The sequence below is a fragment of the Mycolicibacterium arabiense genome, from assembly GCF_010731815.2.
GTDB lineage: Bacteria > Actinomycetota > Actinomycetes > Mycobacteriales > Mycobacteriaceae > Mycobacterium > Mycobacterium arabiense.
The window spans coordinates 5,981,116-6,007,999 of record NZ_AP022593.1; the positions used below are offsets into that span (position 1 = coordinate 5,981,116).

Annotated in this window: 30 protein-coding genes and 1 pseudogene; 16 read left to right on the plus strand and 15 right to left on the minus strand. The window is 65.8% G+C overall.

Annotated features, from left to right (window positions below; translation table 11 throughout):
• Positions 1–248 precede the first annotated feature (248 nt).
• Positions 249–485 carry a hypothetical protein gene (locus G6N61_RS30335; RefSeq protein WP_163924511.1) on the minus strand — a complete coding sequence of 79 codons (237 nt, stop codon included), beginning with the start codon at positions 483–485 and terminating at the stop codon, positions 249–251.
• A gap of 352 nt (positions 486–837) precedes the next feature.
• Positions 838–1,980 (minus strand): L,D-transpeptidase, encoded by a 1,143-nt coding sequence (locus G6N61_RS30340; RefSeq protein ID WP_407666509.1) that lies wholly within the window; start codon positions 1,978–1,980, stop codon positions 838–840.
• 372 nt (positions 1,981–2,352) lie between these two features.
• Between G6N61_RS30340 and G6N61_RS30345 the strand changes: the two are divergent.
• A pseudogene (locus G6N61_RS30345) lies at positions 2,353–2,550 on the plus strand (C40 family peptidase); the annotation flags it as partial.
• 179 nt (positions 2,551–2,729) lie between these two features.
• Positions 2,730–3,383, plus strand: a complete 654-nt coding sequence (locus G6N61_RS30350; protein ID WP_163924512.1) for a DUF305 domain-containing protein — start codon at positions 2,730–2,732, stop codon at positions 3,381–3,383.
• A 35-nt stretch (positions 3,384–3,418) separates the two neighbouring features.
• Here the strand turns inward: G6N61_RS30350 and G6N61_RS30355 are convergent, their stop codons facing one another.
• Together G6N61_RS30355 and G6N61_RS30360 are read right to left on the minus strand one after the other, a co-directional pair.
• Positions 3,419–4,585, minus strand: a complete 1,167-nt coding sequence (locus G6N61_RS30355; protein WP_163924513.1) for a sensor histidine kinase — start codon at positions 4,583–4,585, stop codon at positions 3,419–3,421.
• Positions 4,582–5,334 carry a response regulator gene (locus tag G6N61_RS30360; RefSeq protein ID WP_163924514.1) on the minus strand — a complete coding sequence of 251 codons (753 nt, stop codon included), beginning with the start codon at positions 5,332–5,334 and terminating at the stop codon, positions 4,582–4,584. Before G6N61_RS30360 ends, G6N61_RS30355 begins: the two co-directional genes overlap by 4 nt.
• Before the next feature lie 113 nt (positions 5,335–5,447).
• Between G6N61_RS30360 and G6N61_RS30365 the strand changes: the two genes are divergently transcribed.
• The 5 genes from G6N61_RS30365 (at position 5,448) to G6N61_RS30385 (ending at position 9,675) form a co-directional block, all read left to right on the plus strand.
• Positions 5,448–5,678 carry a hypothetical protein gene (locus tag G6N61_RS30365; protein ID WP_163924515.1) on the plus strand — a complete coding sequence of 77 codons (231 nt, stop codon included), beginning with the start codon at positions 5,448–5,450 and terminating at the stop codon, positions 5,676–5,678.
• Between the two features lie 71 nt (positions 5,679–5,749).
• A complete protein-coding gene (locus tag G6N61_RS30370; RefSeq protein ID WP_163916661.1) occupies positions 5,750–5,887 on the plus strand; it encodes a hypothetical protein in 138 nt (45 codons plus the stop codon).
• 398 nt (positions 5,888–6,285) lie between these two features.
• Positions 6,286–6,675, plus strand: coding sequence for a BlaI/MecI/CopY family transcriptional regulator (locus G6N61_RS30375; protein WP_163924516.1), 390 nt, complete (start codon positions 6,286–6,288; stop codon positions 6,673–6,675).
• Positions 6,672–7,610 (plus strand): M56 family metallopeptidase, encoded by a 939-nt coding sequence (locus G6N61_RS30380; protein WP_163924517.1) that lies wholly within the window; start codon positions 6,672–6,674, stop codon positions 7,608–7,610. Before G6N61_RS30375 ends, G6N61_RS30380 begins: the two co-directional genes overlap by 4 nt.
• 1,513 nt (positions 7,611–9,123) lie before the next feature.
• Entirely contained in the window at positions 9,124–9,675 is a 552-nt protein-coding gene (locus G6N61_RS30385; RefSeq protein WP_163924518.1) for an MPT63 family protein, read from the plus strand.
• A 443-nt stretch (positions 9,676–10,118) separates the two neighbouring features.
• Here G6N61_RS30385 and G6N61_RS30390 read toward each other — a convergent pair whose 3' ends face one another.
• From G6N61_RS30390 to G6N61_RS30400, 3 genes are all read right to left on the minus strand, one after another.
• Complete coding sequence (locus G6N61_RS30390) at positions 10,119–10,304, minus strand: hypothetical protein (protein ID WP_163924519.1); 186 nt, start codon at positions 10,302–10,304, stop codon at positions 10,119–10,121.
• Between the two features lie 206 nt (positions 10,305–10,510).
• Positions 10,511–10,705: a hypothetical protein gene (locus G6N61_RS30395; RefSeq protein ID WP_163924520.1), complete on the minus strand. Its 195-nt coding sequence runs from the start codon at positions 10,703–10,705 to the stop codon at positions 10,511–10,513.
• A 121-nt stretch (positions 10,706–10,826) separates the two neighbouring features.
• Positions 10,827–11,006, minus strand: coding sequence for a hypothetical protein (locus G6N61_RS30400; RefSeq protein WP_163924521.1), 180 nt, complete (start codon positions 11,004–11,006; stop codon positions 10,827–10,829).
• 242 nt (positions 11,007–11,248) lie between these two features.
• Between G6N61_RS30400 and G6N61_RS30405 the strand changes: the two genes are divergently transcribed.
• From G6N61_RS30405 to G6N61_RS30415, 3 genes are all read left to right on the plus strand, one after another.
• Positions 11,249–11,626, plus strand: a complete 378-nt coding sequence (locus G6N61_RS30405) for an SHOCT domain-containing protein (protein WP_163924522.1) — start codon at positions 11,249–11,251, stop codon at positions 11,624–11,626.
• A 388-nt stretch (positions 11,627–12,014) separates the two neighbouring features.
• Entirely contained in the window at positions 12,015–12,389 is a 375-nt protein-coding gene (locus G6N61_RS30410) for a BlaI/MecI/CopY family transcriptional regulator (protein ID WP_163924523.1), read from the plus strand.
• The gene (locus tag G6N61_RS30415; protein ID WP_163924524.1) at positions 12,386–13,351 is read left to right on the plus strand and encodes a M56 family metallopeptidase; all 966 of its coding nucleotides are present in this window, start codon (positions 12,386–12,388) and stop codon (positions 13,349–13,351) included. Before G6N61_RS30410 ends, G6N61_RS30415 begins: the two co-directional genes overlap by 4 nt.
• 410 nt (positions 13,352–13,761) lie before the next feature.
• Here G6N61_RS30415 and G6N61_RS30420 read toward each other — a convergent pair whose 3' ends face one another.
• The 5 genes from G6N61_RS30420 to G6N61_RS30440 form a co-directional block, all read right to left on the minus strand.
• Complete coding sequence (locus tag G6N61_RS30420; RefSeq protein ID WP_163924525.1) at positions 13,762–14,361, minus strand: cadmium resistance transporter; 600 nt, start codon at positions 14,359–14,361, stop codon at positions 13,762–13,764.
• Positions 14,358–14,864 carry a signal peptidase II gene (gene lspA / locus G6N61_RS30425; protein ID WP_163924526.1) on the minus strand — a complete coding sequence of 169 codons (507 nt, stop codon included), beginning with the start codon at positions 14,862–14,864 and terminating at the stop codon, positions 14,358–14,360. Before lspA ends, G6N61_RS30420 begins: the two co-directional genes overlap by 4 nt.
• Complete coding sequence (locus tag G6N61_RS30430) at positions 14,861–16,828, minus strand: heavy metal translocating P-type ATPase (RefSeq protein WP_163924527.1); 1,968 nt, start codon at positions 16,826–16,828, stop codon at positions 14,861–14,863. Before G6N61_RS30430 ends, lspA begins: the two co-directional genes overlap by 4 nt.
• Positions 16,825–17,238, minus strand: coding sequence for an ArsR/SmtB family transcription factor (locus tag G6N61_RS30435; RefSeq protein WP_163924528.1), 414 nt, complete (start codon positions 17,236–17,238; stop codon positions 16,825–16,827). The genes G6N61_RS30430 and G6N61_RS30435 overlap by 4 nt, the downstream gene beginning before the upstream one ends.
• A 166-nt stretch (positions 17,239–17,404) precedes the next feature.
• A complete protein-coding gene (locus G6N61_RS30440; RefSeq protein ID WP_163924529.1) occupies positions 17,405–18,781 on the minus strand; it encodes an MBL fold metallo-hydrolase in 1,377 nt (458 codons plus the stop codon).
• A gap of 295 nt (positions 18,782–19,076) precedes the next feature.
• Between G6N61_RS30440 and G6N61_RS30445 the strand changes: the two genes are divergently transcribed.
• Together G6N61_RS30445 and G6N61_RS30450 are read left to right on the plus strand one after the other, a co-directional pair.
• A complete protein-coding gene (locus tag G6N61_RS30445; protein ID WP_163924530.1) occupies positions 19,077–19,937 on the plus strand; it encodes a sulfite exporter TauE/SafE family protein in 861 nt (286 codons plus the stop codon).
• Between the two features lie 69 nt (positions 19,938–20,006).
• A complete protein-coding gene (locus tag G6N61_RS30450; protein ID WP_137146001.1) occupies positions 20,007–20,276 on the plus strand; it encodes a metal-sensitive transcriptional regulator in 270 nt (89 codons plus the stop codon).
• Between the two features lie 67 nt (positions 20,277–20,343).
• Here G6N61_RS30450 and G6N61_RS30455 read toward each other — a convergent pair whose 3' ends face one another.
• The 3 genes from G6N61_RS30455 to ripB all read right to left on the minus strand — a co-directional run bounded on the left by G6N61_RS30455 (position 20,344) and on the right by ripB (position 23,078).
• On the minus strand, positions 20,344–21,303 hold the full coding sequence (locus G6N61_RS30455) for a sterol desaturase family protein (protein WP_235887360.1): 960 nt from the start codon (positions 21,301–21,303) through the stop codon (positions 20,344–20,346).
• A gap of 47 nt (positions 21,304–21,350) precedes the next feature.
• A complete protein-coding gene (locus tag G6N61_RS30460) occupies positions 21,351–22,121 on the minus strand; it encodes a helix-turn-helix domain-containing protein (RefSeq protein ID WP_163924534.1) in 771 nt (256 codons plus the stop codon).
• A 297-nt stretch (positions 22,122–22,418) separates the two neighbouring features.
• On the minus strand, positions 22,419–23,078 hold the full coding sequence (gene ripB / locus G6N61_RS30465) for an NlpC/P60 family peptidoglycan endopeptidase RipB (RefSeq protein WP_163925218.1): 660 nt from the start codon (positions 23,076–23,078) through the stop codon (positions 22,419–22,421).
• Between the two features lie 372 nt (positions 23,079–23,450).
• Between ripB and G6N61_RS30470 the strand changes: the two genes are divergently transcribed.
• The 4 genes from G6N61_RS30470 (at position 23,451) to G6N61_RS30485 (ending at position 26,864) form a co-directional block, all read left to right on the plus strand.
• Positions 23,451–24,203 (plus strand): response regulator transcription factor, encoded by a 753-nt coding sequence (locus G6N61_RS30470; RefSeq protein ID WP_163916670.1) that lies wholly within the window; start codon positions 23,451–23,453, stop codon positions 24,201–24,203.
• Between the two features lie 44 nt (positions 24,204–24,247).
• Positions 24,248–25,036 (plus strand): methyltransferase domain-containing protein, encoded by a 789-nt coding sequence (locus G6N61_RS30475; RefSeq protein WP_163924531.1) that lies wholly within the window; start codon positions 24,248–24,250, stop codon positions 25,034–25,036.
• A 647-nt stretch (positions 25,037–25,683) separates the two neighbouring features.
• Positions 25,684–25,896, plus strand: coding sequence for a heavy-metal-associated domain-containing protein (locus tag G6N61_RS30480; protein WP_163924532.1), 213 nt, complete (start codon positions 25,684–25,686; stop codon positions 25,894–25,896).
• Entirely contained in the window at positions 25,893–26,864 is a 972-nt protein-coding gene (locus G6N61_RS30485; RefSeq protein WP_163916672.1) for a DUF8832 domain-containing protein, read from the plus strand. Before G6N61_RS30480 ends, G6N61_RS30485 begins: the two co-directional genes overlap by 4 nt.
• Positions 26,865–26,884: the final 20 nt, after the last annotated feature.

Here is a 26,884-nt window from a genome sequence, read left to right on the forward strand (position 1 = left end):
CGCGTCCACGGTTGAGCGTCGTGTGTTCGACAATATACGGAGGAAGACCGTAGATCCGGTGTGCCTGGGCCGGGGTTGAGGCTGGAGGGCAATAGCACCCACGTCATCCGAGTTCATGGACTCCCGCTGTGGCGTAGCGAACACAGCGTTGAAATCCGTTCGGCCGCGCTGAGAGGCCACCGCACGTGTAGGACCGTAATCACCGAGACGGCCACTCATCGATTGGGGGCGTGTCGCAACGAGGATCTTCAGGGCGCGGGCGCAGGAACGGATGCGCCCGGCATTGGCGACATCGACGGCATGTCCATCGGTTGTTCCATCATCTTGGTCTTGCTCATATTCATGGAATCGCAGCAACCCGGACGTGCGATGAGGAAGTACAGGCCAGCGGCAATGACGAAGATTCCCACCGCGATGCCCGTGATCGCCAAGGCTTGGTAGAGCCGTTGGGGCCGGCTCGAGGTGGAGTGGGCGAGGTCAGTCATAGTTATCCCTTCCTAAGTAATCGTTCTCGGGTCGAACTTTGGTGCTAGTTGCGCTTGCGTGTCGGCGCCGACGCAGCTGCTTGTCTGTCGTGGGTCGCTTATCGTGCTCTCGGTTCGGCGTCGGCGGTCGGAGCCGCCGATAGCGTGGCACTGAGGTCGACGACGGCGACTGCGCCAAGCGCAGCGCACGCGGTGGTTCGCCGAGTCATGACTCCTCCTGACGTCGAACCTTCACACTTATACGACGTGCCGCGGTTCCCGCGATACGTCACTCGACAAAAGCCTACGCAATTTCTACGTAGATGTGAGTGGCCAGTCTGTGACAACGCCGCCCCGCCGATGGCCGCGGTCGTTAGACGGTGGTGTTGCCAGTCCGCCATTGTTCCCAGGGAACATTCCAGTCGCCGAGGCCGTCGACGCCCGAGAGGGTCGACCCCACCGTGTTGACTACTTCAACGATGTCACCACGTTTAATGTTGTCGTAGAACCACTTTGCGTTGTCTGGACTGACGTTGAGGCAGCCGTGGCTGACGTTGGTCTTGCCTTGGCTGCTCACCGACCAGGGGGCGGAGTGGACGTAGATGCCGCTGTAGGACATCTGGGTAGCCCAATCCACGTCGAGGCGGTAGCCGTTGGGTGAGTTGACGGGGACGCCGTAGGTCGATGAGTCCATGACGAGGTTGGCGTATCTATCGCCGATGATGTAGGCGCCGTTGTCGGTAGGGGTGCTGTTCTTTCCCATGGACATCGGCATGGTCCGGACTACCTCGCCGTTTCGTCGCACCGTCAATGTCTTGGTGGCGTCGTCGGCGGTGGCGATGACCTGATCGCCGACGGTAAAGCGGGTGAGGATGTTGTCTTGTCCGAACAGTCCCTCGCCAAGGTCTACACCGTAGGTGTTCACCGCAACTTCGACGGTCGTGCCGGGTGTCCAATATTCCGCTGGGCGCCAACGGACTTCGCGATCACTTAGCCAGTAGAACGCTCCCTCGACGCGGGGGCTCGTGGTGACCTCGATGGCCTGTTGTGCAGCCGTGCGGTCGGTGATGTCTTCGTCGAAACGGATGGCTACCGGCTGGCCCACGCCTACCACGTCGCCATCGTTCGGCATCACGTAGGGCATCGTCAGGTTCTTTGGCGACTGAGTCTGGAACGTCATCTGCTGAGTGATCGCGTCGGCGATCCCGAGTGCCTCGGCGGTCAACGTGTATCGCTTGTTGTAACCCAGGGGTTCCGCGGTGGACCACGTCACGCCGTCCGAGCCAACCTGACCGGCCACGGTCTCGCCTTGCGCATTGACCATTTTCACCGCGCCGAGCACGCCGTCACCGGCCTTTACGGTCACCGGTGCGTCGACGGGCACCCCGACCGCGCCGTCCGTTACCGAGGATTGCAACCACGGCTCGAGCAGGTCCGCGTAGGGTTCGCCCTTCTGGGCGATCGAAGCTGGCGCCTCTGCCGTCGTGGTGGTCGCTGGATTCGCGCACGCCACCACGGCGAGTGTCGAGGCCACGAGCACGGCGATCGCCGCAGCGAAACGCCGGCGCCGTCGTGGTGCGAATCTGCGACTGAGACGTGCGGACGGTGACGTGTGGTCGGTTGGCACGAAACCACCCCTTCGAAGGTACGGACTGCCTGCGCGGCGCGGTTGCTGCGACCTTCAGTGTCACGTGGGCGCTTATGGTTGGTTTGGCTCTTCCGTGAAGATTCGGTAAAGACGGTTCGCTGCCCGTTGGCTCGTCTGTGGTGTTGACCGCGAGTTCGCCGCAGCAGTTGATCGACGAGTTGTCCGTCCAGTGGGTCGTCTCTATCGAGACTGAAAGCCGCATGAAGGGATTCACAGCTGCCGCAAGTTGCCGCGCTTGGTCAAGCTCTGGCCGTGGGTGGACAGCCGGTCACCGAAGCCGACTTGCAGCCGGGCGACATCGTCACGTTCTACTCCGACGTGTCTCATGCCGGCATCTACATCGGCGACGGGATGATGGTGCACGCCTAGACCTTCGGCACACCGGTGAAGGTGGCGCCGATCTCGTCGTCGCCGTTCTACAACGCCAGGCGTTACTGACCGGCGCAACGTCGGGACCTAGACGATCGGCTTTACCGTTTCTTCATCGAACGTCGCGGTCACCCTTAGGCGGGGCGGTCAAGCTGGGTGTCCCGATCCGCTCGCGCTGGTCGGTCGAACGAGGTCGGCGAGCAAAAGTCGGACCTACGGCAGATAAACGATGGTGGAGGATTTGGATGATGGACGTGACACGGGTCGGAATGCTGGTTGTCAGTGCCGTGGCGGCCACGCTGACGGTGGGCGCCTGTAGCAGTACCCCTGCGGACCAAGACATGTCGGCGACGAGCAGCTCGCAGACGTCGGCGGCTGCGGCCCCCGCGACGACGGGCGGCCAGACCGAGCAGGCGCACAATGACGCCGACGTGACCTTCGCGCAGGGCATGATCCCGCACCATCAGCAGGCAGTCGAGATGAGTGACATGCTGCTGGGCAAGCAGGGCATCGATCCTGCGGTCATGACGTTGGCCAACGAAATCAAGGCAGCGCAAGGGCCCGAGATCGAGACGATGCGAGGTTGGCTGTCCGATTGGAAGGTGCCGGCGCCCAGTTCTGACATGCCGGACATGTCGGAGATGCCCGGTCACGACATGAGCAGCATGGGTGGCGGCATGATGTCCGAGCAGGACATGGCAGCACTGCAGAACGCCCAGGGCGCCGCAGCGAGCAAGCTCTTCCTGACTCAGATGATCGAACACCACAAGGGAGCCATCGCCATGGCTCGAACCGAGGTCGACAGCGGCCAGTTCCCAGCGGCAACCGAGATGGCGCGCACCATCATCGCGTCCCAGCAGCAGGAGATCGACTCCATGGAGTCGATGCTGGCCTCGATGTGAGACGGCGCCCTGGTTCGGCCGATTCGTCTCGGAGTTCAGGCGGTGGGCGGCGGGTGGGCGACGTCTGAGGTGCCCAGTGGCGGCGGGTTCGTCGGCAGCGGTAAATAGATCGTGATTATCGCGCCGCCGCCGACGCCGCCGCTGGCGGCGCCGATGCGCCCACCGTGTGCTTCGACGAGAGCCTTGGCGATGGCCAACCCCAGGCCCGAACCGCCGTGGTCACGGGTGCGGGCGGCATCAGCGCGGTAGAGGCGATCGAAGATAAGCGATAGATGCGGCGCGGCAATACCGTCGCCGTTGTCGGCGATGCGAATGACGAGCTGGTCGCCCTCCGTGTCAGTGCTGACGTCCACCCGGCCATGTGCGGAGGTGTGCCGTAGCGCGTTGTCGAGGACGTTGGTCAGCACTTGGCTCAGCCGCTGCGGGTCTCCCCACAGATGATGTCGGCTTGCTGCTAGGTGCGTCGACAGCGCCACGCCCTTGGCGTGATACCGGTCGGCCACGGCGGCAGCCGTCGTCGTGATCACGTCGGCGACGTCAATGTCGGTGAACGACATCGTGGCTGAACTTTCCTCCGCCTGAGCCAGCGCGCCGAGGTCTCCGGAAAACCGGACCAGGCGGCGCGACTGATCGCGCATCAACGCGATGGTGTCGGGAGTCAGCGGCCGAACACCGTCTTCGACGGCTTCTAACCATGCTTCGAGCACGGCCACCGGTGTGCGGATTTCGTGGGCGAGGTCGCCGAAGAGCTGGCGGCGCGTGGTGTCGATGGCCTGGAGCTGGGCGGCCATCTGGTTGAAGGCTGCCGAGAGCGCGTCGAACTCCTCACCGAGGTTCTGTGGGGCCACCCGGACCTCGTACCGGCCCTCGGAGACGGCGCTGGCTGCGGCGGCCACCTCGGTGACCGACCGCTGCAGGCGGCGGCTGACGTAGAGCGAGACCGCGAACGCGGTTAGCGCGGAGACCGCGACCGCGCCGCCCACGGAGAACACGGTGGCATACAGATACGCCTCCTCGGCGTGCAGCTGCTCTGCCGAACCTGCCGATACCCCCGCTTGACGCAAGTGCTCTCGAAATAGCGGTGGTCCGACGAGGGCGGCGACCACCCAGGTGGTGATCGCCCCGGCGAGCAGGACCAGGGTCTGCGCGATGAGCAGCCGCATGCCCAGGCCGGGTCGGCGGCGCAGTGCCGAGATGATCATTGGAGGCTGCCGATCCGGTATCCGACGCCGCGCACGGTGATGATGTATCGGGGGTTTGTGGGGTCGTCTCCCAGTTTGCGGCGCACGTGCCCGACGTGGACGTCGACGAGGTGGTCGTTGCCTACCCATGGGCCGTCGCGCACGATTTCGAGCAGCTGGCGTCGGCTCATCACCATGCCGGGCCGCCCGGATAGCGCGGCGAGCAGGTCGAATTCGGTGCGCGTCAAGGGGATCGAGTGACCGTCGAGGGACACCTCGCGGGCCGCCAGATCGATGCGCAGCGGCCCCAGGACCAGGGGCGCCGGGGCGTCCGGAGCAGCGGCCGCGGCGCCAGGTACCGAGCGAGGGCGGCGTAACATCGCCCGTATTCGCGCGACCAGCTCACCAGAGCTAAACGGCTTGGTCACGTAGTCGTCGGCTCCCACGCTGAGTCCGACGATGGTGTCCAGCTCGGTGTCGCGCGCGGTGAGCATCACGACGTAGGCGTCAGAGAACGTCCGGAGTTGACGGCACACTTCCAACCCGTCCATGCCGGGCAGACCCAAATCCAAGATCACGACATCGGGGTCATGGTCACGCGCCAGAGCAACGGCGGCAACGCCGTCATGAGCGACCCGCGTGTCGAAATGTTCCCGAATCAGGTAGCTGGCCACGATTTCGGCCAACGCGGTTTCATCGTCGACCACCAGCGCCCGGAACTCGGGCGAACGGTCGTCGGTGCGCAATGCGGGATCACTCATGACGTTCATGGTGCCGGGTCCGGCGCACAGACGTCGCCAAGCGTCATCTTCAACGAATCTTCACAAGACCAACACCTGTATCGCAGCCCGCAGGACACACCGTGGTGACTGAGGAGGGCGAGATGAGCACGGTGACGGCTGCCGACCTGATGACGCATCCGGTGATGGGCGATGATTGGCATGAATGGCCACTCCTTGTCGGCGTTCTCATCGCGTGTTGGATGACGGCCATCGTGGCCACCGCGGCGCTTTTGCCCGGCCCCGAGCGCGCCCGCGCACCACGGGTGACCCGCGCGGTCGACACCATCTCGGTGGCGGGGGACGAACCGACGATGCGCTCACGTCGTATCTGAAGGACACCGTTTGGCCCGGTGGTTCTTCACCGCCACCTGCGGTAAGGCCGTGGATGCGACGGGGGATCGGCTTGGCCGTGTCTGCGGGCGTCGCCGCGGCCGCCGGCGTGCCGAGTGAGCAGCTGGCCAACTCCATCTTCGTGCGCATGACCCCGGGTGCCTTGGTAAAGCTGCGCGACGTGGGCGGCGACATCGGTGCTACCTGTTGATGAGTGTGCTGGCGTCGTGCACAGCTGGCTGAGTACCACGGCGCCTGTCGGTCTCAGGGGAGAGAATCGCCTTCCCGATACTCCGCATACGTCGACCGAACCAGAGGGAACTGTCCGATCCTGCTGCGGCATCGCCGACTTGGCCAATTGAGACCAAACGGGACGAGGCGCTTCCCGACGGCCGTGTGGGGCCGCGGGCGGCCCGCACTCGTCGTGAGCGACGGCGATCCCCGGCATCATCGCCGTGCCTTCGGGGTCACCCGATGACCGACGGAGAACCTGCGTACAGAGGAAGTGCAACCGAGCCCGCCATGGGAACGCGCGGTGACCACTGCGCGTCCGCGGTATTGACAGGGCCGCGAGGTAGGCTGCCCAGCAACGACGGTGGAGGTTGTGCGGTGAGGGTTCGGGGTTTCGGCGAGCTGGAGGCCGCAGTGATGGATCGCATGTGGGACCACGATCCCTACACCGTGACGGTGCGCGAGATATTCGAGGAAATGGCACAGCAGCGGCAGATTGCCTACACCACGGTGATGTCCACGATGGACAATCTCCACACCAAAGGCTGGCTCGACCGCGAACGCGACGGTCGCGCATACCGCTATTGGGCGGTGATGACCCGCGAGGAGCACACCGCCCGTTTGATGCGCGAGGCGCTTGACGGGGGAGGTCGCTCCGAACTGGTGCTGAACCATTTCATCGAACAGATCGGACCGGAGGAGTCCGAGAGGCTGCGTTCGGCACTGCGCCGCGTGTCGAAACGCGCCACCAATGCCAAGCGCCAGTGAGCCTGGCCGCTTGCCTGCTGCTGTATAGCGCGGCGATTCTCCTAGGTGGTCCGCCGGTGCTGCGGGCGCTCACCAGGGCGGGACGCGTCCCCCGGCTGGGTGTAGCGATGTGGTTGATCGCAATCGTCAGCGTGCTTGCGACCTGGCTAGTTTCGGCAGTGTTGATCGTTGTCGATGAGGTCGCGCACGGGAGCCAGCGGCACACCTTCATTGACTCTTGCATCGAGTTCGTATGTCGGCTGCTCGCTGGCCAGTCTGGTGGCGCACCACGGGCGGTGCTGCTGCTTAGCGCCGGCGCGGTGGTCGGGGCGGTCTTGGTTGTCTCCGTCCGACTGGTGTGCGCCGTGACGCGGTTGCGGACGCTTGCCCACGGCCACGCCCACGGCATCCGGCTGGTGGGCCGTCCCATCCTCGACCACCGCACTTTCGTGGTCAACGCCGATGTCCGCGCCGCCTACTGCGTAGCCGGCAAGCCGTCAACGATCGTGATGACCAGCGCCGCCGTCGCCGCCCTCGACGGAGACGAGATGAAGGCGGTGCTCGCCCATGAGTGGGCCCACGTACGCGGACGCCACCTCGAGGTAACCATCTTCGTGCGCGCGGTGGCGTCGGTGCTGCCGCGGCTGGCGCTGATGCGAGACGGCGCCCTGGAGGTGACGCGGTTGCTGGAGATGTGCGCCGATGATGCCGCGGCCCGACGGTTCGGCCGCCACACCGTGTTGCGTGGGCTGCTCGCGCTGGCTGGCGCGGCGCCAGCGACGGCGTTGGGTGCCGCCGATGTCGCCGTGGTGAGTCGCGTCGAGCGATTGACCCTGCCGCCAGTAAACCGCTTGCGGGGCAGGGAGGCTGCGCTGGCCGGCGCGGCGGGCCTCATCGCGCTGGCGCCATTGGCGGGTCTGACGCTGGCCGCTTCCGGTGTGCTCGTCTGCAGTTGAGCCGGTCGGCGCAGCCGTCACGTAAGGCCGCCGTAGGAGGTCGGTCCTGCCATTGCGAGGTTGAACGAGTTCGAAACGAACACCACTGCGCCAAACTCCCCACGACTTGGCTTCACGCCGCGGGGAAGGGGGTGGCAGACCAGGGACGACGTACGGGCGCATCCCCAAGCGGACAAGGAAGCTTCAGTCGGTGCTAGACATGCGGCGCGCACCGCCGGGGACGTCGGATGAGTGCAAAGCTGACCGGGGGAGTTGATGGCGGGCCCACCCATTCGGCGGTGACTCGCTGTACCCGTTACGACGAACGGTCAGCCATTGCGGTACGAAGTCAGTTTCCCGACCCAGCAATGTTTCGGCCAAAGCGTCGAAGATGGGCGTCGCAGCGAACATCGATCTCCTTCTCAGGTCTATGAGCAGTGGCTGGATGCGTAGCGGCTGCCGACGAAATCCGCTGCTCCCCAGTCACTTCTACTAGGTTACTCAGTGAATGTTAAGACCTGGCAGCACAGCGTGTCTCAGAACGGCTGAATACTGACCGACCACGATCTTTCAGGCCTTTCTTGGCTGCCGATGTGTCGCGCTGTGCTTCGTCGCCGTGGCGGGCTTCAGGCGCAGTCGCCACTCTGGGTGAATGGGTGAACCATCTCATGCAGATGGCCATCGGGGTAATCAGGTTTGGCGGCAATGTCCAACTGTGTGAAGTCGAATCGCCGGGCGGGTCGTAGGAGAAGGTGCGCAGGAGGTGGCCCAGGGCCTCCCTATCGAACCACCGTGCCGAAACATGTGGTGGTGGCCGACTGGGGTTTCGTTTTACTGCGACTTCAAGGATCGAAGACGCGCGCCGAGTGTGAGACAACAAATGAGACACCGCCACCGGCCGACAAAGTGGGCAGCCCGAAACGGCTTCTTTTCAACAGACTCGGGACGAGTCTCCTCCGCCGGCTAGCGTCTGACGGTCATCGACCACGGCTGTGCACAATGCTTGGGCGAGGCGCTCCGGGGTGGGCAGTCCGTCCCCGGACGGAAGCACACGGCAGGCAAGGCCGGGTAACTCGTCAGGGTGCGCCCACGGGTCGACACCGTTGATGATGATGCTGGGCGATCCGGTGAACCTCCGACGAATCGCTTCGGCAGTGGTGTCGATCACCGTGGTCAGTACCGGTGTGTGGTGAAGGCCCAGTTCGTTGAGTGTCATTGTGATCAACGCCCCGGCGAGCGTCGCGTAAGGGCAATCGCGGATGACGAGCAATTCTATCCGTGGGCCCCGATAGGTTGACGATTCACCGTCGTGCGCCGAAGCGACCTCCGTTGCCGGCGAACAGTATTCGTCTGGTGAAACTGCGGCGGCCGACGTATGACCACCTTCTCTGGATTCGACTATGAGTTTCAACCCTTCTCATCGGGCCCCTGACGGGGGGCATGTTGATTGGCTACGAGCATCATCTACTATCTCGGTACGAACATAGTAGATGCCATGCGGTCGGTGACCGGGGGCCAAGGACGAGGAGTGGGTATGCGCAAGTTTTATCGAGTGGCGGTATTGATCGCCATGACGGCGATGGCGGGGTTGAGTTTCGCCGGGGTGGCGTCGGCTGCGGAGGACTGTGCGCACCGCTTCGGATCGCACCAGCAGGTGCGAGATGGCGGTGGATTGCAGGACTGGTCGGTAACAGACCTGAAGGAGAGCGGTGACGTAGCGCCTGGATTCCCGGTGGCCGGGCAGCTGTGGGAGGCGACCGCCACGGTGACGGCGATCTCGGGGACCTCGACACCCGTGATCCCCAACTTCAACGCAAAAACTGGCGGCAGCAGCTACCCCGTGCTGTGGCAGGTGGCGAGTCCGCAGGGCATCTCAGCTGCCACGTTGGCTCAAGGTCAAACCTCGACCGGCAAGATCTACTTCGACGTCACCGGCGGGGATCCCAAGGCGGTCACGTACACCGCTGGTGGCGCGAAGCCGCTGATGTGGTGCTGTAGCGAGGCGATGATGGCGATGCCCACGGACGAGTGCACGTGTTGCGCCGACATGAAGGAACCGTGCCCGTGCTGCGCGGGAATGATGTAAGGAACAAGCAACCGCCACAGTGGCCATCACGCGACCACTGTGGCGGACCGCTGGACTTGGTGGGTGGACGCCGGTCGGCGGTATCGGACACCACGAGGGTTCGAGCAACCGAGGGACGAAGTAGGAAATGTAGGCATAATGTCGAGGGGATTGGTCCAGCATCGGGGTTCCGGGGTCCACGCTGGTGAGGTAGCTGGCAGACCGAGAACGACTGCGGTGGTTGAGATCTGCGACGAAGTATCCATGACTGGAGTAACGGTGGTGGCGCTCCCGAGGAGTTGTCGCCCCGAGGGGACCCCTAGCCCGCTAAACCCGCCCGATTGTAAGGGTGGCCCGAGTTCGCCGCGGCGCCCCATCGAGTTCAAGGTCGCACGTGTGCCCTCGGCCACCTCGTCCCGCCGATCTCTCCGCGCCCGGCTCACAGGCAGTGACGGCCGCGCTGGCTACAGGTCGCCAAAGGCGTAACCGCCGGGGATCTGGGCGGGGGCCGCCCCGTAGACCAGCCCGATCTCGTCGTGGCCGTGGAAGGTCAGAGCGCCGGGGCTGCCGGTCACCTGGTGGCCGTTGCCGTAGGTGTGCAGCGGGGAACCGGTGGTGGCGGTGCGGTCTCCGAGCCGCGATGCGGTCAACGTGACATTCCATTCGGAGAAGAACTGGGCGAGGGTGAACGCGCTCTGGGTCGGTGATTCGATATGGATGACGCCGCTGGCGTTGTGGATTGCAGCGGACTGATCGCGCCGCCACGCTCGTCGATCCCGATGCCGGCGGGAACCGCCACAGCCTTGCCGTTGACGAACACGTCGAGGTGAGCATGAAAGTGGAGCACCGAGCCCTCCTAGCGCAACAGCGGCAGCCCGGACTGCCCCACGGCAGCGGGGAGGTCGTTCAGTGCGGGCCAGGGCGGTGGGCTGTCCGTGCCGGTGGCCGAGGTCAATGGTGTCGTGGGAATCCCACCGGCGACGATCGGGTCAGCGGGACGTTCTCTGACGATGACCAGGCCGATGACCGCGGCGAAGGTGACGACGGCCATGACGCCAGCGGCAGGCAGCCACCGGCTGGGTCTGTTACCCCGGCGACCGATGGGGCATCGGAACGTCGACCCTCCAGAGGTCTGCGCGTACCCCTTGTGCGCAAGGCTCGAATCCTCGCCTTCACGAGACTTCGTGTCGGATCGGGGATTTCGTCGTCACCGCGACATCGATGTCCACCGGGATGAGCGGCGCCATCTGCTCCGGGCCGAGTTGGGCGGTCCCGGCTCCCGACGCGGGATCACCCGTCGCGGTGGTGGGAGGCGCGTCGCGGTGGTGACCGCGCATCATCATCCACGTCATCACGCCCATCCCGACCGACAGGCCGGACGGGCCAGCGTCAGCAGCACATCGTGCATCACCACTCCTGTGAGTCACCGGCGGCGTGAACCGGCTAACTCGTCTACTATCTCGGTACCGAGATAGTAGGTCAAGGTGCGCCGCAGCGATGCGTGCAGCCAAGGTGGCTGCACGCGTTGTCACTGACGACTTCGGTACCGAGGCACTAGAAAAAATTGCGCATTGCGCAGCGAGGAGGCACCACGATGCTGATGACAGCGGAAATGGGCTGGGGAATGATGTTTGCCGGGCTGCTGCTGCTGGTCGGGGCACTGGCGCTAGTGGTATTCGGCGCGGCCTGGCTCGCGGATGCGATCGGGCGATCGGACCGCCCAGCACCTTCAGCATCCGCGCCAACCGCCATCGAGGTGCTGCGACACCGGTACGCCCAGGGGGCGATCGACGATGAGGAGCTGGCTCATCGCTTGGCTAAGCTCGACAATGACACGAGTGCCGCGGATTGCGCGGATTCGGTGCGCGTCGCGCCGACATCATCACGACCACAGTGGCTTTCGGCCGGGCGTGCGTACGACAGGAGATCGACGGCGATGGATAAGATGATCAGGCGACTGCGCTCGGGCTGATCGGCATCGGCGGTGGACTCGTCGGCACCGCCTACGCCCTGCGTGGTGTCGTCGGCGCCCCGACAGCCGGTCCCATGCCGGGGGTCACCGACACCGCAGGACCGCCGGTCATGGGCGACACGTCGAGCATGGGGACCCAACTTCCAACCACCGCGATGACACCGGCGCGCGGGGTCGGCACTTCCGAGCCGTCAGACCTAGGTCTGGGCTGTGGCGGTGACGGCCCTTACGGCTTCCTGCCGGTGCGCCGATTTGGGTGCGCACTGAGTACTATCTCTGTACCGAGATAGTAATTCGGCACCGCCGGTGTTGGCAGCAGGACCGCCTCCGGGTCGGACCGGACGCGGCGAGAGGATGCGCGGCACAGTGAACGAAGTAGGTGGTATTGGTGCGGGTGTTCGGTGAACTTGAAACCGTGGTGATGGCCCAGCTGTGGGCCAACGACGGACAGGGCACCGTCCGGGAGGTGGTCGACCAGCTACGCGCTGACCGTGAGATCGCCTACACGACCGTGCTGTCGACCATGGAAAACCTTCACCGTAAGGGCCATCTGCGCCGAGAACGCGAAGGCAAGGCATTCCGCTACAACACCACGCTCAGCCACGCCGAACACATCGCCGGACTGATGCGCGAGGTCTTGAGCGACGGTGAGAAGCACACCACCGCGGTCCTGACGCACTTCGTGGATGAGATGAGCCCCGACGAACTCGCCGGGCTCAAAGACGTGATCCGACGCCGCAGCAGAGGGACCACCAAGCGATGAACCTGGCCGTGTGCCTGCTCGCGTACGCGGTGTCCCTGACGGTGTTGGGGCCGGCCGTGTTATCACGGGTCACCCGTGCCGGCGCCGCGCCACGATGGGGCATCGGCGCTTGGCTGACGGTGATGGGAAGTGTCCTGTTGGCCGCGGTGGCCGCAGTAACGCTGCTCGTCTCCCAGACCGTCGCCTCCTGGGGTCGGATCGGCCCGATCCTGACCGGGTGCATGGCCGGTCTGGGAATGATCGCGCGCGGCGGGTACGGCCAATTCGTGCAGGTCGCCGTCCTGACTCTGACGGCGATGAGCACCCTGGCGGTGATCACGCTCGGCACGCGCGCCGCGCTGGCTCTTCATCGGATGCGTCGGGACAGCCACGACCATGTCCACGCCGTCCGGATCGCCACCGGGGACTCCACCCCGCGTGGTCCCGGAGGCACGTTCGTGATCGACAGTGACCACCGGGGGGTTTACTGCCTAGCTGGCCGTCCGCACACCATCGTCGTCACCCGCGCCGCCCTCGACGCCCTCGACGACGCCCAGCTGGGCGCGGTCGTCGCTCACGAACGCGCACATCTGAGGGGTCGTCATCACCTAATCCTCGCCCTTACACGCTCACTGAGCACGCTCTTACCCAGGCTCCGGCTGTTCACCCAAGGGGCCGGCGACGTCGCCCGGCTTCTGGAGATGCGCGCCGACGACGTTGCCGCTCGCCACCATAGTCCCGACACCGTCGTGGATGCACTCCTCGCACTCAGCGTTCCGGCCCGCACCACCACAGCCGCAGCACCATCAGCGGCGCTCAGCGCCGCCGGAATGGCCGTCACGCAACGTGTGGAGCGACTCTTGTTCCCGCCCACCGGGATCAAGGCCCGCATCGATCTCATCACGGCGACCGGTCCCGTCCTCGTTGGGCCGGTCCTCGCGGTGGCGTTGATGATGACAGAGCCCGGGATGGCGTGTCTCTAACGCGTCCCTGTGCTGTGGCGCCACCACCGGCCAAGGAGGACTGAGACCCTCCTGAGGGTTGGCGACAGCCGCTATGGGTGTCCTCGATGTTTCTGGACCTGTGGACGTCGGGCGATCAATGTCCCTCATCGAGTGTGTCGACGATGACAATCGCCGCTGCGAGCGTCGGCCCCACTCAGGGCGATCAAAGCCGTCGGTATGAACCATTGCTGAACATCACGGCGACTGCGCACAAGTGCGGCAGCCACGGCCGGCCACGACGCGGCGACGGACAGGACCGCCAATCCTGTCCCCACCGGGAGCAGTGCGCCATCCACCCGGCGTGTCGGATGCGGAAATACGCTGTGAAAGGGCAGCCACACCACGATGACCACGTTGCCGCGGAATTCACCACCAATGTTGGGGGCCGGCTAGATTTCGAAGGCGAGGCCGCTGACCAGGATGACGATGCCCAGGCCGATCAGGACGATCGGAAACAGGACGTGTTCCCAGCGTTCGAGGACTTCGGCGATCGGCCGGCGGGTGGCGACGAATCGGGCGGCGATGACCAGTACCGCGACGAGCACGAGGAAGACGATGCAGTAGGCCACCACGGCCGCCGGTCCCACGCTGAGGAAGACCGGAACGTAGACGCCGATGTTGTCGCCGCCGTTGGCGAAGGTGACTGCTGCGACGGTCACGACGCCAACGTTCTTGCCCGCGGCCTTGCCGTCGTCGTCGTCGTCGTCGTTGCCGCGCCAGGCTTGCCATGCCGCCCACACTCCCAACGCCAGGGGTACGAGCCCGAAGTACGGGATGACTTTCGGGGGGAGGAACGCCCCGGCGCCCAGCGTGACGAGCACTGCCGCGCCCAGGATTCCGGCGAATCCCAGGTATTGGCCTGCGGTGATACGGGCCGTGGTTCCGCGTTGGCCCGAGCCGCGGGCGAAGAACAGTGAGAGCACGATGATGTCGTCGATGTTGGTCACGATGAACAGGCCGATCGCGGGCAGCACCGAGGACAAGATCATGCGTGTGTCTTCATGTCTGCGGTGTTGCTTGTTCGCCAGCTAGCCACGACGAGTGCGGCTGCCCCGGTGACGACGAAGACGCCGGCCAGGTTGAAGGTGGGGAACCAGCCGGTGTGCAGGTAGTCGGTGACCAGCCCATCCGCGGCGCGGTCGATCACGTTGGCCACCGCGCCGCCCAGCATCGCCGCTAGCGCCAGCACCACGGGAAGCGCGGCGGTGCGCGTCACGCGGACGGCGAACACCGCCAAACCGACCACGATGACGCCGGTGACGCCGAGCAGAGCCGCGGGGGGCAGGGTGTCGCCGAAACTGAATGCCACCCCGGGATTGAACGCCAGCCGCAAGTTGAGCGGCCCGAGATCTATTGAGCTGCCGTCATTCAGGGTGCGGCCGGCCCAGGTCTTCAATCCCAGGTCCAAGGCGGCGACGATGACCACGGTGGCGACCAAAGTGATCCGCGCCCGCCTCACCCTGGCCTCTGGGCTGGTGGGGCCGGCGGTCACGACGGTGCGCTCACCGGTGCCGCGCGGGTGTGGCTGGCTGCCGGATCGAGCGGGGCGGCGGGCAGCGGTCGGGCGCGCCCGGCCCGCACACCGTTGGCGATCACCACGATCTCGGCGAGTTCATGAATCAGCACCACCGCGGCCAGCCCGAGCACCCCGAACAGCGCCAGCGGGACCAGCGCGATGATCAATCCGAGGGACAGGCCGACGTTTTGCAGCATGATCCGCCGCGCCCGGCGCGCATGGCTGAACGCTTGGGGCAGATGGCGCAGGTCTTCGCCCATCAACGCCACGTCGGCGGTTTCGATGGCCACGTCGGTGCCCATCGCGCCCATCGCGATGCCCACGTCGGCGGTGGCCAGCGCGGGAGCGTCGTTGACGCCATCGCCGACCATCGCGGTGGGGCGTTGGGCGCGGAGCTGTTCGATCAATCGCGCCTTGGCTTCGGGGCGCAACTCGGCGTGCACGGCGTCGATCCCGACGTCGCGGGCCAGCGCGGCGGCGGTGGCCTGGTTGTCGCCGGTGAGCATCGCCACGTGATAACCGTCGCGGCGCAACTGCGCGACCACTTCAGCGGCTTCGGGGCGCAGCTCGTCGCGCACTGCGATGGCCCCGATGACCTGGCCGTCGTCTTCGACGAGGACCGCGGTGGCGCCTGCCTGCTGCATCCGTGCGACGTCACCGGCAAGTGGGCCCGGGTCGAGCCAGCCGGGGCGGCCCAGACGAAGCGTGTGCCCCTCGCGACGCCCGGTGAGCCCGGCGCCGGTGACGGCCTCGACGTCGGAGGCGGGTGTGACGTCATCGACTGCGGCGAGTATCGCCGCGGCCAGCGGGTGCTCGCTGCGCGCTTCCAGTGCCGCTGCCAGATCCAGAACCTGCTCGCGAGTCGCGCCGTTGATGGTGGCCACGTCGATGACGGCGGGCCGGTTCGCGGTTAGCGTGCCGGTCTTGTCCAAGGCGACGCCGCGGATCTTGCCCAGCCCTTCCAGTGCGGCGCCGCCCTTGACCAGCGCGCCGAGCTTGCTGGCGGCGCCGATGGCGGCCACCACGGTGACCGGCACCGAGATCGCCAGCGCGCACGGTGAGGCGGCGACCAGCACCACCAGGGCGCGTTCGATCCAGGTGGCCGAGTCGCCGAGCAGGCTGCCGATCACCGCGATCAGTCCGGCGACGATCATGATCCCGGGCACCAGGGGTTTGGCGATGCGGTCGGCCAAGCGTTGAGACGCGCCCTTGCGGGACTGTTCTGCCTCTACGATGCGCACGATACGGGCCAGGGAGTTGTCCTCAGCGGTGGTGCTGACCTCCACCTCCAGTGCTCCGGTGCCGTTGATCGACCCGGCGAACACCTCATCACCGGGCCCGGCTTCTACGGGAACCGACTCGCCGGTGATGGCCGAGACGTCGAGTGCGGTGCGGCCCAACCGGATGATGCCGTCGGTGGCGACACGCTCGCCGGGTTTGACCATCATCCGGTCGCTGATCCTCAGATCCGCTGTCGGGACGGTTTTCTCGGCGCCGTCACGCAGCACGGTGGCCTCGTTGGGCACCAGCGACAACAGGGCGCGCAGCCCGCGGCGAGTACGGGCGAGCGAGTATTCCTCCAGTCCCTCGCTGATGGAGAACAGGAACGCCAGCATCGCGGCCTCACCCACCTCGCCGAGAACTACCGCGCCGACGGCGGCGATGGTCATCAGCGTGCCGACCCCGATCTTGCCTTTCGCCAACCGCTTCACGGTGGACGGGACGAAGGTGTAGGCGCCGGCCAGCAGCGCCGCCGCTTCCAGCGCGAGGACGACCGGCTCGGCGGCGTCGAGGAACCCCGCGATCACCGCTGCCGCCAGGAGCACTCCCGAGAGGGCGGCGAACCGCAGTTCCTTGATCTGCCGGAGCCGTTCGGGCTCACCGTCGACTTCGTCGGCGGCGCGGGGCTCGTCGTCGCCGCAACCGCATGCGTCGCTCATCGCCGAGCCTCCTGCGTACCCGTCGACGCGTCGATGCCCGAGTTGGTTCCGTAGGTAGGGCACAGCGCGACCGCGTTGCCGGTGGCGGCCAACAGCGTCTCGGCCGAGGCCAGCAGGTCCATCAGTTCAGGGCGAGTCAGCGAATAGAACACCTGCCGGCCCTCGGGGCGCCCGGTAACCAGCCCGCAGTCCCGCAGGCACGCCACGTGCGCCGACACCGTGGACTGCGCCAACCCCAGCTCCCCGATCAGATCGACCACGCGGGCCTCCCCGTCAGCCAGGCGGCGCACGATCGCCAACCGCGCCGAATCGGAAAGACTGTGAAACAGCGCCACCGCAGCATCCAGATTCGATGACGCTCCCCCTCTCGGGGGAACAGCCGCACACCTATCAGACTTCTTCATCGCCATTCGACGATGATAGACGGTTCATGGCGATACTTCGAGCCTGCGGCAGGCCGCAGGCTGGACATGCGCCCGTTCGGAGCAACGCGGCGTCACTGGACATCCGCCCTAGCCGCGGGAGGGGCCGTCGATGCTTCGTGCGTTGGCGACGCTCGCCATTTCGTCTACTCATCTACGCATTCTGTTGAGCGGCTTCCCACGCGTTGAAGCCGCCCACGATGTCGCTCACGTCTCCAAATCCGCGCTGGCGCAACAAGCTCGCGGCTACCGAGGAGCGATATCCGCCGGCGCAGTACACGACCGTCGGCTTGGCTGGATCCAGCTCTTCGCACCGATCGGGCAATTGACCCACGGGGATGGCGACGGCGTTCGGGATGCTTCCCGCCGCGACTTCGCCGGGGTTGCGCACGTCGACGACCTGCACGTCGGTGAACTCGGATCTGCGCTGGTCGAAGGATTTGGCCGTTAACCGAGGGGCGATCTGGACATCACTGCGGTGGTCGAACATGACCTCGAACGGGCGGTCGAGGTAGCCGACGACGCGGTCGAAACCGATACGCGCGAGACGATTTTTGCCTTCCAGTTCCTGACCGGGTCCGCTGAACAACACGATGTCGACGTCGGAGGGCAGCACCGACCCGGCGAACTCCGCGTAGCGGCCGTCGAGTCCGATGTTGATCGAGCGACGCAGGTGGCCCAGCGCGAAGTGATCGGGGCTACGGCCGTCGACCAGGAGTGCGCCGCCGTTGAGCGCGTCGAGGACCTCGGTGTAGTTCAGTGCGGTCGGCATCTTCGTCTCATCGAGCAGTGCGCGGTCCTGCCGGTTGAGCATGGCGTCGACGGCGAAATAGCTGGGTGCTGGCGGTTGTCCTTGGGTGACCAGATCCACGAACGTGGCCTTATCGGCGGCATGCAGGGCGTAGTTGGTCTGCTTTTGCTCGCCGATGGTCGACCACAGGTCGGTGGAAAGGTTCTTGCCACATGCCGAACCCGCGCCGTGCGCCGGGTACACCCAAGTGGCATCTGGCAGTGTCATCAGCTTGCTGTGCAGCGAGTCGTACAGCATGCCCGCCAACTGTTCACGGGTGAACCCGATGGAGGCGAGCAGATCGGGCCGCCCGACGTCACCGATGAACAAGGTATCGCCGGTCAGGACGCCGTAGGGGACCTCATCGCCGCGGCGCTCGACCACGATGCTCATCGATTCGGGCGTGTGGCCTGGGGTGTGGCGGAACTCCAGCGTGACCTCGCCCAGGTCATAGCGTTCGCCGTCGGCGACGCCCATCGACGCGAACTCGGTCTGCGCGACCGAGGAGTACACGATCGTGGCGCCGGTGGCTGCGGCTAGCTCCAGGTGACCGGACACGAAATCGGCGTGGAAGTGAGTCTCGATTACGAGTTCGATTCGCCAGCCCAGCTTTTCGGCGTCCGACAGATAGTCCGCGACATCGCGCCGGGGATCGACGACGACTGCGCGGCCGGTGGTCTCGTCGGCAATCAGATACGACGCGTGGGACAGACATTCCAAGTAGTACTGCATGAATTTCATGGTTCAGGTGTCCTTTCGTGTGTGGCGGTGAGTCACCGCCCCAGCAGGCCCCAGGGCGGAACGCGTACGGAGTTGCGGGTACCCCCTGGGGTATGCCACCATATCTGACTATACCCCCCTAGGTATATGCCGAACGCCTGAAGGGATTCGCCGTGACGATGATGACCGCACCCACCTCCCCCAATCCCCACCACGTCGACGACGGTGGGCCTGCAGCGTCGTCGACCCCCTCACGGCTGGTCGACGTTCGACACACCGGTGAGTCCGAGACCGCACATTGCTCCGGCAATTGGCGATGACCGTGCTCACCGTCGGCCTGGCAGTGATCGTCGGCATGGTGCTGGGATTACTCGGCGGCGGCGGCTCGATCCTGATGGTGCCGCTGCTCGCCTATGTCGCCGGCATGGACGCCAAGCAGGCCATTGCCACCTCGCTGTTGGTCGTCGGTGTGACCAGCACGATCGGCGTCCTCTCTCACGCACGGGCCGGCCGGGTGCAATGGCGCACGGGTCTCACTTTCGGCGCAGCGGGTATGGCGGGCGCCTACAGTGGCGGCGTCCTGGCTCGGTTCATTCCGGGCACGGTCTTGCTGGTCGGCTTCGCTGCGATGATGGCCGCCACGGCGGTCGCGATGCTGCGCGGCCGCACGGCCGTCGACGCCGCCGACCGACCACATGTGCCGGTTCCGAAGATCCTTTGCGTGGGCTTGGCGGTCGGACTGGTGACCGGCGTGGTCGGCGCGGGCGGCGGATTTCTGGTGGTGCCCGCCCTCGCCGTGCTCGGTGGGTTGCCCATGCCGGTCGCGGTCGGCACCTCGTTGATCGTGATCTCGATGAACTCGTTCGCGGGCCTGGGCGGCTACCTGTCCAGCGTGCCGATCACTTGGCCGGCAGCGCTGGCAGTAGCCACCGCGGCCGCGGTCGGTGCCCTCGTCGGCGCCCGCCTGACCGCCATGGTCAAACCCGACCTGTTGCGAAAGGCTTTGGGCTGGTTCGTCCTTGCGATGTCAACGGTCGTCGTGTCCCAAGAAATCCACCTCGGCGTGGGAATCGCCGCCGCGACACTCACTGCCGTTGCCGCCACCATGACATTCGCGTGTGCCCGGTACACCTACTGCCCCCTGCGCCGCCTCATCCCGATTCGGATCGCCGCGTGAGAACTGTCCAACCAATACCCCCACGGGTAACGTGGGGGTTTACCCCCGCTGCTGAAAGGACCCACAGTCATGGTCGGTGACGAAGACGCCATCGCCGCAGTGCTCAACAGGTTGCGTCGGGCCCAGGGGCAGCTCGCCGGGGTGATCTCGATGATCGAACAAGGTCGCGACTGCAAGGACGTCGTCACACAATTGGCCGCGGTGTCGCGCGCCCTGGATAAGGCCGGCTTCAAGATTGTCGCCACCGGCTTACGCGAATGCCTGACCGGAGAGGCCACCGAGGGACAACAACCCATGACCGAGGCCGAGCTGGAAAAGCTGTTCTTGGCACTGGCCTGACTCGCGATGACGTAGCGCCAGTTGTCAATAGCCTCGATGTCACGACAGCGTTGTGCGACGAAACCGGCTAGTTCGAGGCTGGACCGAATGTCGGTGGCCGTGTCTCTGCCACGCGGGTGTCGGCGGCGGGTGCAAGGGTGCAGCCGCCGCCGGGCGTGAACGGGTAGATCATCTGGCGCAGGTAGCTGCTGGGGTAGTCGGGTTTGGCGGCCATGCCCAGCTGGGTGGAGTCGAAGCGGCGGGCGGGGTCATAGGAGTAGGTGCGCATGAGGTGGTCCCACACGAGGGTGAACAGCCCGAAGTTGACGTCGCCGATGCCGGCCCATTTCAGGTGGTGGAAGCGGTGGCCTTCGTTGAGGGCCAGGACGTACTTGACCGGGCCGATCCGGTAGTCGGCGTTGGAGTGCTGCAGCAGCAGCTGGATCGCGACAGCCAGGGCAAGCGCGGAGGCGACGTTGACGGGCAGCCCGATCAGGATCAGGGGTGCGACACCGGCGGCCATCTCGACGGTTTGGTGCAGGGGGTGTTTCATCAGGCCGTTGAGGCCGTAGAAGCGGGTGATGCTGTGGTGCACCGCGTGAAAGCGCCACAGCACGCCGATCTTATGGCTGGCCAGATGGACGACGGTGATGCCGAAATCCGCGACCAGGATCGCGGCGAGGACCTGTGCGACGAAAGGCCAGCTGTGTGGCCACAACTGCGGCGCGGGGACGATCGCTGCGAGCAGCGGGATCGCGGCGACGCTGGCCAGGATCAGGGTTTCGTTGACCGCCACGTGGATGCGGTCGCGGGTGCCATCGGCGCGGTCGTCGTTCCACTCCTCGTCATACGGAATGACCCGCTCCACCAGGAACGCGGTCATGATCGCGGCCGCCAGAATCGCCAGCAGCCAGTACTTCGGCGCGCCGGCGGCCGCCACGGCGATGCCCACCCCGTTGAAGCCGATCAACATGAACGGCACGTAGCCGTAGCGGGCCACCGTCTGGACCGCGGTGATTGCCGTCGATGTCGAAGAGTTCGTTCTCATGCCTTGATCGTCGCGGCCGCCGCCGCGATATGGCTTGAATGATTCGGCTATTCGTTGTCGAGGTCCCAGGAGACGTGCCGGCTCAGCACCGAGGGTGGCAGGCCGAACATCTCACGGGTGGTGCGAGTGAGATGGGCACTGTCGGCGAATCCCGCGCCGTGCGCCGCGCCGGTCAGGTCATCGCCGGCCTGCACCCGGGTGATGGCAAGCTGCAACCGTGACCACAACACGTAGCGTCTCAACGGAATGCCGACCTGCTGAGAGAACAGATGCGTCAAGCGGCTCGCCGAGATCCCAACTATGGCGGCGAGTTTGGTTCCGCTGACCGTGCCAGCCGCCATGAGGTCGGGCAACAGACGTAATGCGTCATCGACGGCGGGATGGCGCGCCGTGTCACTGCCGTGAACAACTGGGGTAGGTGCCAGGCTCGCGATCAGCTCGTCGACGACCGCGGACAGCGCTTGTCGCCGAGTGGAACTAAGCAGAGGGGTGACCGTCCATCCGAAGTGGACGGCGCGCGAATGCGCGGCCCGGCCCGGCGCGGACTCCGGCTCCAGGAACACCACCGTGCCCTCCTGTGCGCCGACCTCGATCTGGTGTGGCGCGTCGGCGGGCACGACCACCTTCGTTCCGACGTGGCGGGCGCCGTGCCCATCGAGCACCGTCAAAGCCGATGTCGCGGTTATGACCTGCACGGCGTGGTGGGCGTGGGCATCGGTGGGGCCGATCGATCCGGTGAAGGCCAACACCCCCGGGCGAAGGAGCGCCGCGCCGCTCCAGCGTGGTCCGGCAGCTGCATGACCACCCGGGGTATTCATCGCCACTGAGCGACGATAGCGCCGCCCTGCATTGTGCCTCTAGTGGCGATGCCACCGATCCAATCTGATCAGCTCCTGCTCCGATCACACTAGCCGGGTGTACCTGCGGCGGTTGAATAGTGGCCCTCGGCCGTGAACACCAATGACGTCGACAACGTCTGCGTTCCGAGTCTGCCCAACGCGTCTTCGCTAAACCCGGTGGCGACAACACCATCGCCGACATCCCAGCCCGGGCCCGGTGGGCCCCGGCCTGCCCGAACGGCGACGATGGGCAGATGCGGATGCTGCACAGGCGCGTCACTCGATGATGCGCGTTACGTAAGGCGTCATTCCGGCTTTGCGCACCGGTGAGATCTTGATCGGAACACCCGTCTGTTGGGCCTCCAGCATTTGGCCGTTACCCAAATAGAGCGCCTCGTGCTGACTGCCTCCGGGACCCCAGAACAACAGGTCGCCTCGGCGGGCCTGCGACGGAGGGACCTTGCGGCCAGCGTTGTACTGGTCACCGGACCAGCGGGGTAGCAGAATGCCAACACCGGCGAAGGCGAATCGAGTCAGTCCTGAACAGTCGAAACCAACTGTGCCGGCGCCCTGGTCGATGCCGCGGCTAGGTCCGGTCAGGCTGCCGCCGCCCCATGAATAAGGCACCCCGAGCTGTGTGCCTGCACGGCGGATGACGTACTCGATGGCCTGACTGCCCGACACACGGCCCGACGCCAGCGGAGCGGCGCTGGGTTCGGCGCCTCCGAAACCCAAAGTGCGCAGGAAGTTGCGGCCGAGGTTCATCGTGGTCTCGGTAGCCATGGCGGTGGCGCGAAGTGAGGCGTTGGCGATGGCGAGGGGGTCGCCGGGTGCGCCAGCACTGACAACCTGTGGAAGGCTCGGATCCAAGGTCACGTCGCCCGGTTGCGCGGCCGCGGGCGCGGCTAGGGTCACTGCGAGCGTGGCGATGGCCATACAGCTCAGAGCCTTCAGGCGCCGGTGGAGCTTCGTGGACACGGTCCTCGCCTTCTCGGTCGTCGGCCGGCGCAGCGCATGGGTAGATCCCGCGTCGATCACCGGATGCTTGCCGACCGACCACCGACCGTCTACGTAGCAGGGCAGTACGTAGGTATCACGTTCAGATCAAACGTTAACATTTGTCACGTGAGGTGACTTGCGCCTCAAGTCTCGCTTGCGTAACAATTCACCGGCCGCGGCGCGGCGCGCGAAAGTTCGCGCGCGCTATGCCTTTCGCGGCCGTGTGTATCGGCTTCATGCAAGGGGGTGAATTCGACACGCCGCTGCCAAGAGTCTGTACTGCTCTACGTAGTAGTGCAGTATTTCCTAATGCGTGACGGCTTGATGGCGACGGCACCGGCCCCGGCGACGATGTTGATCGTCGGCGACCACCTCAGGTGGATCGAGGCGGTCGCCGACCACTTCCGCACCGATGAGGTCTCCTTGGTGGTGGCCGACGACGGTGATGAGGCGGTGGGCGCCGCCCAGCGGCTGCAGCCGGGGTTCGTCGCGCTCGACGTGGATCTCCTGGGTGGTTCGGTGATGCAGGTGTGCCGAGAAATACGCGACGTCTGTGATTCCCACGTCACGATGTGCACGAGTGCGGGCAACGAGAACGTCGTCGTGGCGGGCTTGCGAGCAGGCGCTGACGACGTCCTCACCGGTCCGCGCAGCAGCCGCGAGCTTGCGGCGCGGGTGCGGGCCGCGCTGCGGAGATGGCAGGCCAACGAAGCGCTTGCAGAAGGCGGCGATCCCATGCCACGGCGATTTTCGTACGGACCGTTGTCGATCGACGTTGGTCGACGTGAGGTGCGGATCGCAGACCAGCGGATCGGTCTGACTCGTACCCAGTTCGACATCTTGGTCGAGCTGGCCAGGCGGCGCGGTGCCGTGGTCACCCGCCGGGATCTGATGGAGGCGGTCTGGGGATCGCGGTCGAGCGCAAACACCGAACGGATTAGCGTGCACATCGCTGCGCTGCGCCGCCGACTCGGAGACGATTCCGAAGAACCGGCTCTGGTGCTGAGCGTGCGTGGCGTCGGGTACCGCCTGGCCGTCGCGCCCGGCCGCGTGACCGCGTGAGGAAACGCGATGGCCAGTCCCGTGACCGGCGGACGGGGTTGAGCATGGCCGCACGCGGAGAACGGTTCATCGTGGCCGCCGTCCGGCTGCTCATGCCACGTCGACACGACGCCCGTATCGGGAGACAAGCGGCCCGATACTGGTCCGCCTCCGATGGCGACCAGTCGTGGGACTCGAATTCGCATTGGCGACACGGAATCGGCGACGAGGCCTTCGCTGAGGTTGGTAGGGACCACTTGGAGATCTATCAGCGGTTCGCTCGCGCGCTGGAGGTCGACACTCCGACGACGATCATCGAATGGGGGGCGGGTGGGGGAGCCAACGCCGTGGCCTTCGCGCCGCATGTCGAGCGCTTCATCTCCGCCGACATTTCGCCGGACAACCTCGCCGAATGCTTCCGCCAAGTGCAGGCCGTCTGCAACACCCCGGTGGACACCCTGCTCATCGATCTCGCCGACCCGAACGCAGCTGCCGACGGCCTGCGCCACGCGTGCGACCTTTTCCTATGCCTCTACGTCATTGAGTTGACCACCGGAGTAGACGCCGTGCGCACCATCCTCCGCATCGCCCAACGCGTGCTTCGACCGGGTGGAATGGCCTTCGTGCAGGTGAAGTATCACACCAGCGACGGTCGTACCCGCGGACGGATCGGCTGGGCCTACGCTCGCAACCTGGCGCTCAACACGACGTTCACCATCGAGGAGTTCTGGAGACTCGCGGGCGAGTGCGGCCTCGAGCCGCAGCTAGTCACTCTGGTCCCGCGCAACCGCCTCGACAGCCGGTACGCCTACTACGCCTTGACCAAGCCGGTCAGCGGGATGGAACCGCAGTAGCGGTGTGACTCGGTCGCGCGCGGTCGGCCATGTACCGGTCAGCGCGGAGAAACGGCCCCGGCCGAACGTCGCGGCACGCGGCGTCGAACGCTACGTACCAAGCGTCCTGGGTCGATGTGTGCCGAATACGGTGTGGCATGTGCGGGTCTCGCAGCCCCTTCGAACCGGCTGCCTGGCAACGTGTTTGCGCTGCAGGGTAAAGGGCAATCTGGCTTCACCACGCGCACATTGCCGCTTGCCTTGGTCCACGTTCAAACTGTGCTGCCTCCCGGCGCGCAACTGCGATCATCAGATGCGTCTGGTGCGCCATGCCCTCGAATGTCGGGTAGCGCAACGCGATACCGACCCGCAAGCCGATCGGCAAGTGGCTTCATGCTGTGGTGACCGGGCCCACCGCCGTGAGGCATGACGATCAGCTCGCCGTTGCCGATCGCCTCGCCCATCAGCGGCCAGCCGTCGTTGCCCACGTGAAGCGTCCGCATCGTCAATCATCCCTTCCATCGTTCAGGCCGCGAAGAGCATTGACGCGCGGATGGCACCTCGTTAGTCGGTAAACCCCACCCTTGCTTCATACCCGCGGGGGGTATACCTTCAGAAGGTACCAATACCCCGTAGGGGTATCTACGGCATGCAGATGGGAGTCGGATATGAGCACGATCGAGTACACCGTCACGGGTATGACCTGCGGGCATTGCGAGCTGTCGGTGCGTGAGGAAGTGAGCGGGGTGCCCGGGGTTGAAGACGTCGAGGTCAGCGCCACGACTGGGACGCTGATCGTGACGTCCAGCGGTCCCATCGATGACGCGCAGGTTCTCAACGCCGTCGACGAGGCCGGCTATTCGGCGTTGCGCGTCGCATGAACGCCGCGGGACGGTTGGCCGCATTCGGTGCGGGGCTGGTGATGGCATTCGCGGCTGCGTACGGCGCCGCTGCGGCCGTCGCTCCTGACACCGCGGTGACCGCTTCGCTGAACCCCGGCGCGGATAGCCCTGGTGGTCGCGCCGCGACCACCGAGCAAGCGGCGCCGGTGTCCCTTCCGTCCGCCGATCCGCCAGGGTTGTCCCTCGCCCGAGATGGCTATGCGCTCAGCCCGGTACGGGCACCCGTCGCCCCTGGTGGTCGGGGAACGTTGAGCTTCGCCATCGTCGATCCTGGTGGCGAGCCGCTGCTTGACTACGCGACCGTGCACGACAAGCAGCTGCATCTCATCGTCGTCCGTTCTGATGGCCAGCACTTCGCGCACGTACACCCCGTCCTGGACCGCACCGCGGGCACGTGGTCGACGCCCTGGGCGTGGAACGCCGCGGGCTCTTACCGCGTGTTCGCCGACTTTCAGCCTGCCCGGGCAGGCAGCACGAAACTAACCCTCACCCGGACCGTGGAGGTGGCCGGCGTCTTCGCTCCGTCGCCCCGGGCCGCCACACGCATCATTGATGAGATCACCGACTACACCGTAGAACTCGACGGTGCGCTCACCGCGGGCGTCTCGAAGCAGCTCACTGCGACGGTCACCCGGGACGGGGAGTCAGTGACGACATTGCAGCCCTACCTGGGGGCCTATGGTCACCTCGTCGCGTTGCGTGAGGGAGACCTGGCCTATCTGCACGTGCACCCTGAGGGGGCTGGGCCGGTAGCGGGCCGCACTGGCGGGCCTGCGGTGTCATTCGCGGCGACCGCACCCACCGCCGGTCGCTACCTGCTCTACCTCGACTTCAAAGTCGATGACACCGTGCACACCGCCACGTTCGTCGTCGACGCCGCGCGCGGCGACACCGATCAGCCCGCGCCAGAGTCTTCGCGCGACGCCGGCCATGCCGGCGGGCACTGAAGACTTCCGCCTTACCCAGA

Excerpts from the sequence above, each read along its gene's own strand:
- G6N61_RS30365 (WP_163924515.1), top strand. The coding sequence starts at position 5,448 with ATGAGCACGGTGACGGCTGCCGACCTGATGACGCATCCGGTGATGGGC.
- G6N61_RS30470 (WP_163916670.1), top strand. The coding sequence starts at position 23,451 with ATGCGTGACGGCTTGATGGCGACGGCACCGGCCCCGGCGACGATGTTG.
- G6N61_RS30460 (WP_163924534.1), bottom strand. The coding sequence starts at position 22,121 with ATGAATACCCCGGGTGGTCATGCAGCTGCCGGACCACGCTGGAGCGGC.
- G6N61_RS30485 (WP_163916672.1), top strand. The coding sequence starts at position 25,893 with ATGAACGCCGCGGGACGGTTGGCCGCATTCGGTGCGGGGCTGGTGATG.
- G6N61_RS30360 (WP_163924514.1), bottom strand. The coding sequence starts at position 5,334 with ATGAACGTCATGAGTGATCCCGCATTGCGCACCGACGACCGTTCGCCC.
- G6N61_RS30355 (WP_163924513.1), bottom strand. The coding sequence starts at position 4,585 with ATGATCATCTCGGCACTGCGCCGCCGACCCGGCCTGGGCATGCGGCTG.
- G6N61_RS30400 (WP_163924521.1), bottom strand. The coding sequence starts at position 11,006 with ATGACGTGGATGATGATGCGCGGTCACCACCGCGACGCGCCTCCCACC.
- G6N61_RS30475 (WP_163924531.1), top strand. The coding sequence starts at position 24,248 with ATGGCCGCACGCGGAGAACGGTTCATCGTGGCCGCCGTCCGGCTGCTC.
- G6N61_RS30335 (WP_163924511.1), bottom strand. The coding sequence starts at position 485 with ATGACTGACCTCGCCCACTCCACCTCGAGCCGGCCCCAACGGCTCTAC.
- ripB (WP_163925218.1), bottom strand. The coding sequence starts at position 23,078 with ATGGCCATCGCCACGCTCGCAGTGACCCTAGCCGCGCCCGCGGCCGCG.
- G6N61_RS30420 (WP_163924525.1), bottom strand. The coding sequence starts at position 14,361 with ATGATCTTGTCCTCGGTGCTGCCCGCGATCGGCCTGTTCATCGTGACC.
- G6N61_RS30445 (WP_163924530.1), top strand. The coding sequence starts at position 19,077 with ATGACCGTGCTCACCGTCGGCCTGGCAGTGATCGTCGGCATGGTGCTG.
- G6N61_RS30435 (WP_163924528.1), bottom strand. The coding sequence starts at position 17,238 with ATGGCGATGAAGAAGTCTGATAGGTGTGCGGCTGTTCCCCCGAGAGGG.
- G6N61_RS30480 (WP_163924532.1), top strand. The coding sequence starts at position 25,684 with ATGAGCACGATCGAGTACACCGTCACGGGTATGACCTGCGGGCATTGC.
- G6N61_RS30350 (WP_163924512.1), top strand. The coding sequence starts at position 2,730 with ATGGACGTGACACGGGTCGGAATGCTGGTTGTCAGTGCCGTGGCGGCC.
- G6N61_RS30415 (WP_163924524.1), top strand. The coding sequence starts at position 12,386 with ATGAACCTGGCCGTGTGCCTGCTCGCGTACGCGGTGTCCCTGACGGTG.
- G6N61_RS30405 (WP_163924522.1), top strand. The coding sequence starts at position 11,249 with ATGCTGATGACAGCGGAAATGGGCTGGGGAATGATGTTTGCCGGGCTG.
- G6N61_RS30455 (WP_235887360.1), bottom strand. The coding sequence starts at position 21,303 with ATGAGAACGAACTCTTCGACATCGACGGCAATCACCGCGGTCCAGACG.
- G6N61_RS30450 (WP_137146001.1), top strand. The coding sequence starts at position 20,007 with ATGGTCGGTGACGAAGACGCCATCGCCGCAGTGCTCAACAGGTTGCGT.
- G6N61_RS30440 (WP_163924529.1), bottom strand. The coding sequence starts at position 18,781 with ATGAAATTCATGCAGTACTACTTGGAATGTCTGTCCCACGCGTCGTAT.
- G6N61_RS30430 (WP_163924527.1), bottom strand. The coding sequence starts at position 16,828 with ATGAGCGACGCATGCGGTTGCGGCGACGACGAGCCCCGCGCCGCCGAC.
- G6N61_RS30395 (WP_163924520.1), bottom strand. The coding sequence starts at position 10,705 with ATGGCCGTCGTCACCTTCGCCGCGGTCATCGGCCTGGTCATCGTCAGA.
- G6N61_RS30385 (WP_163924518.1), top strand. The coding sequence starts at position 9,124 with ATGCGCAAGTTTTATCGAGTGGCGGTATTGATCGCCATGACGGCGATG.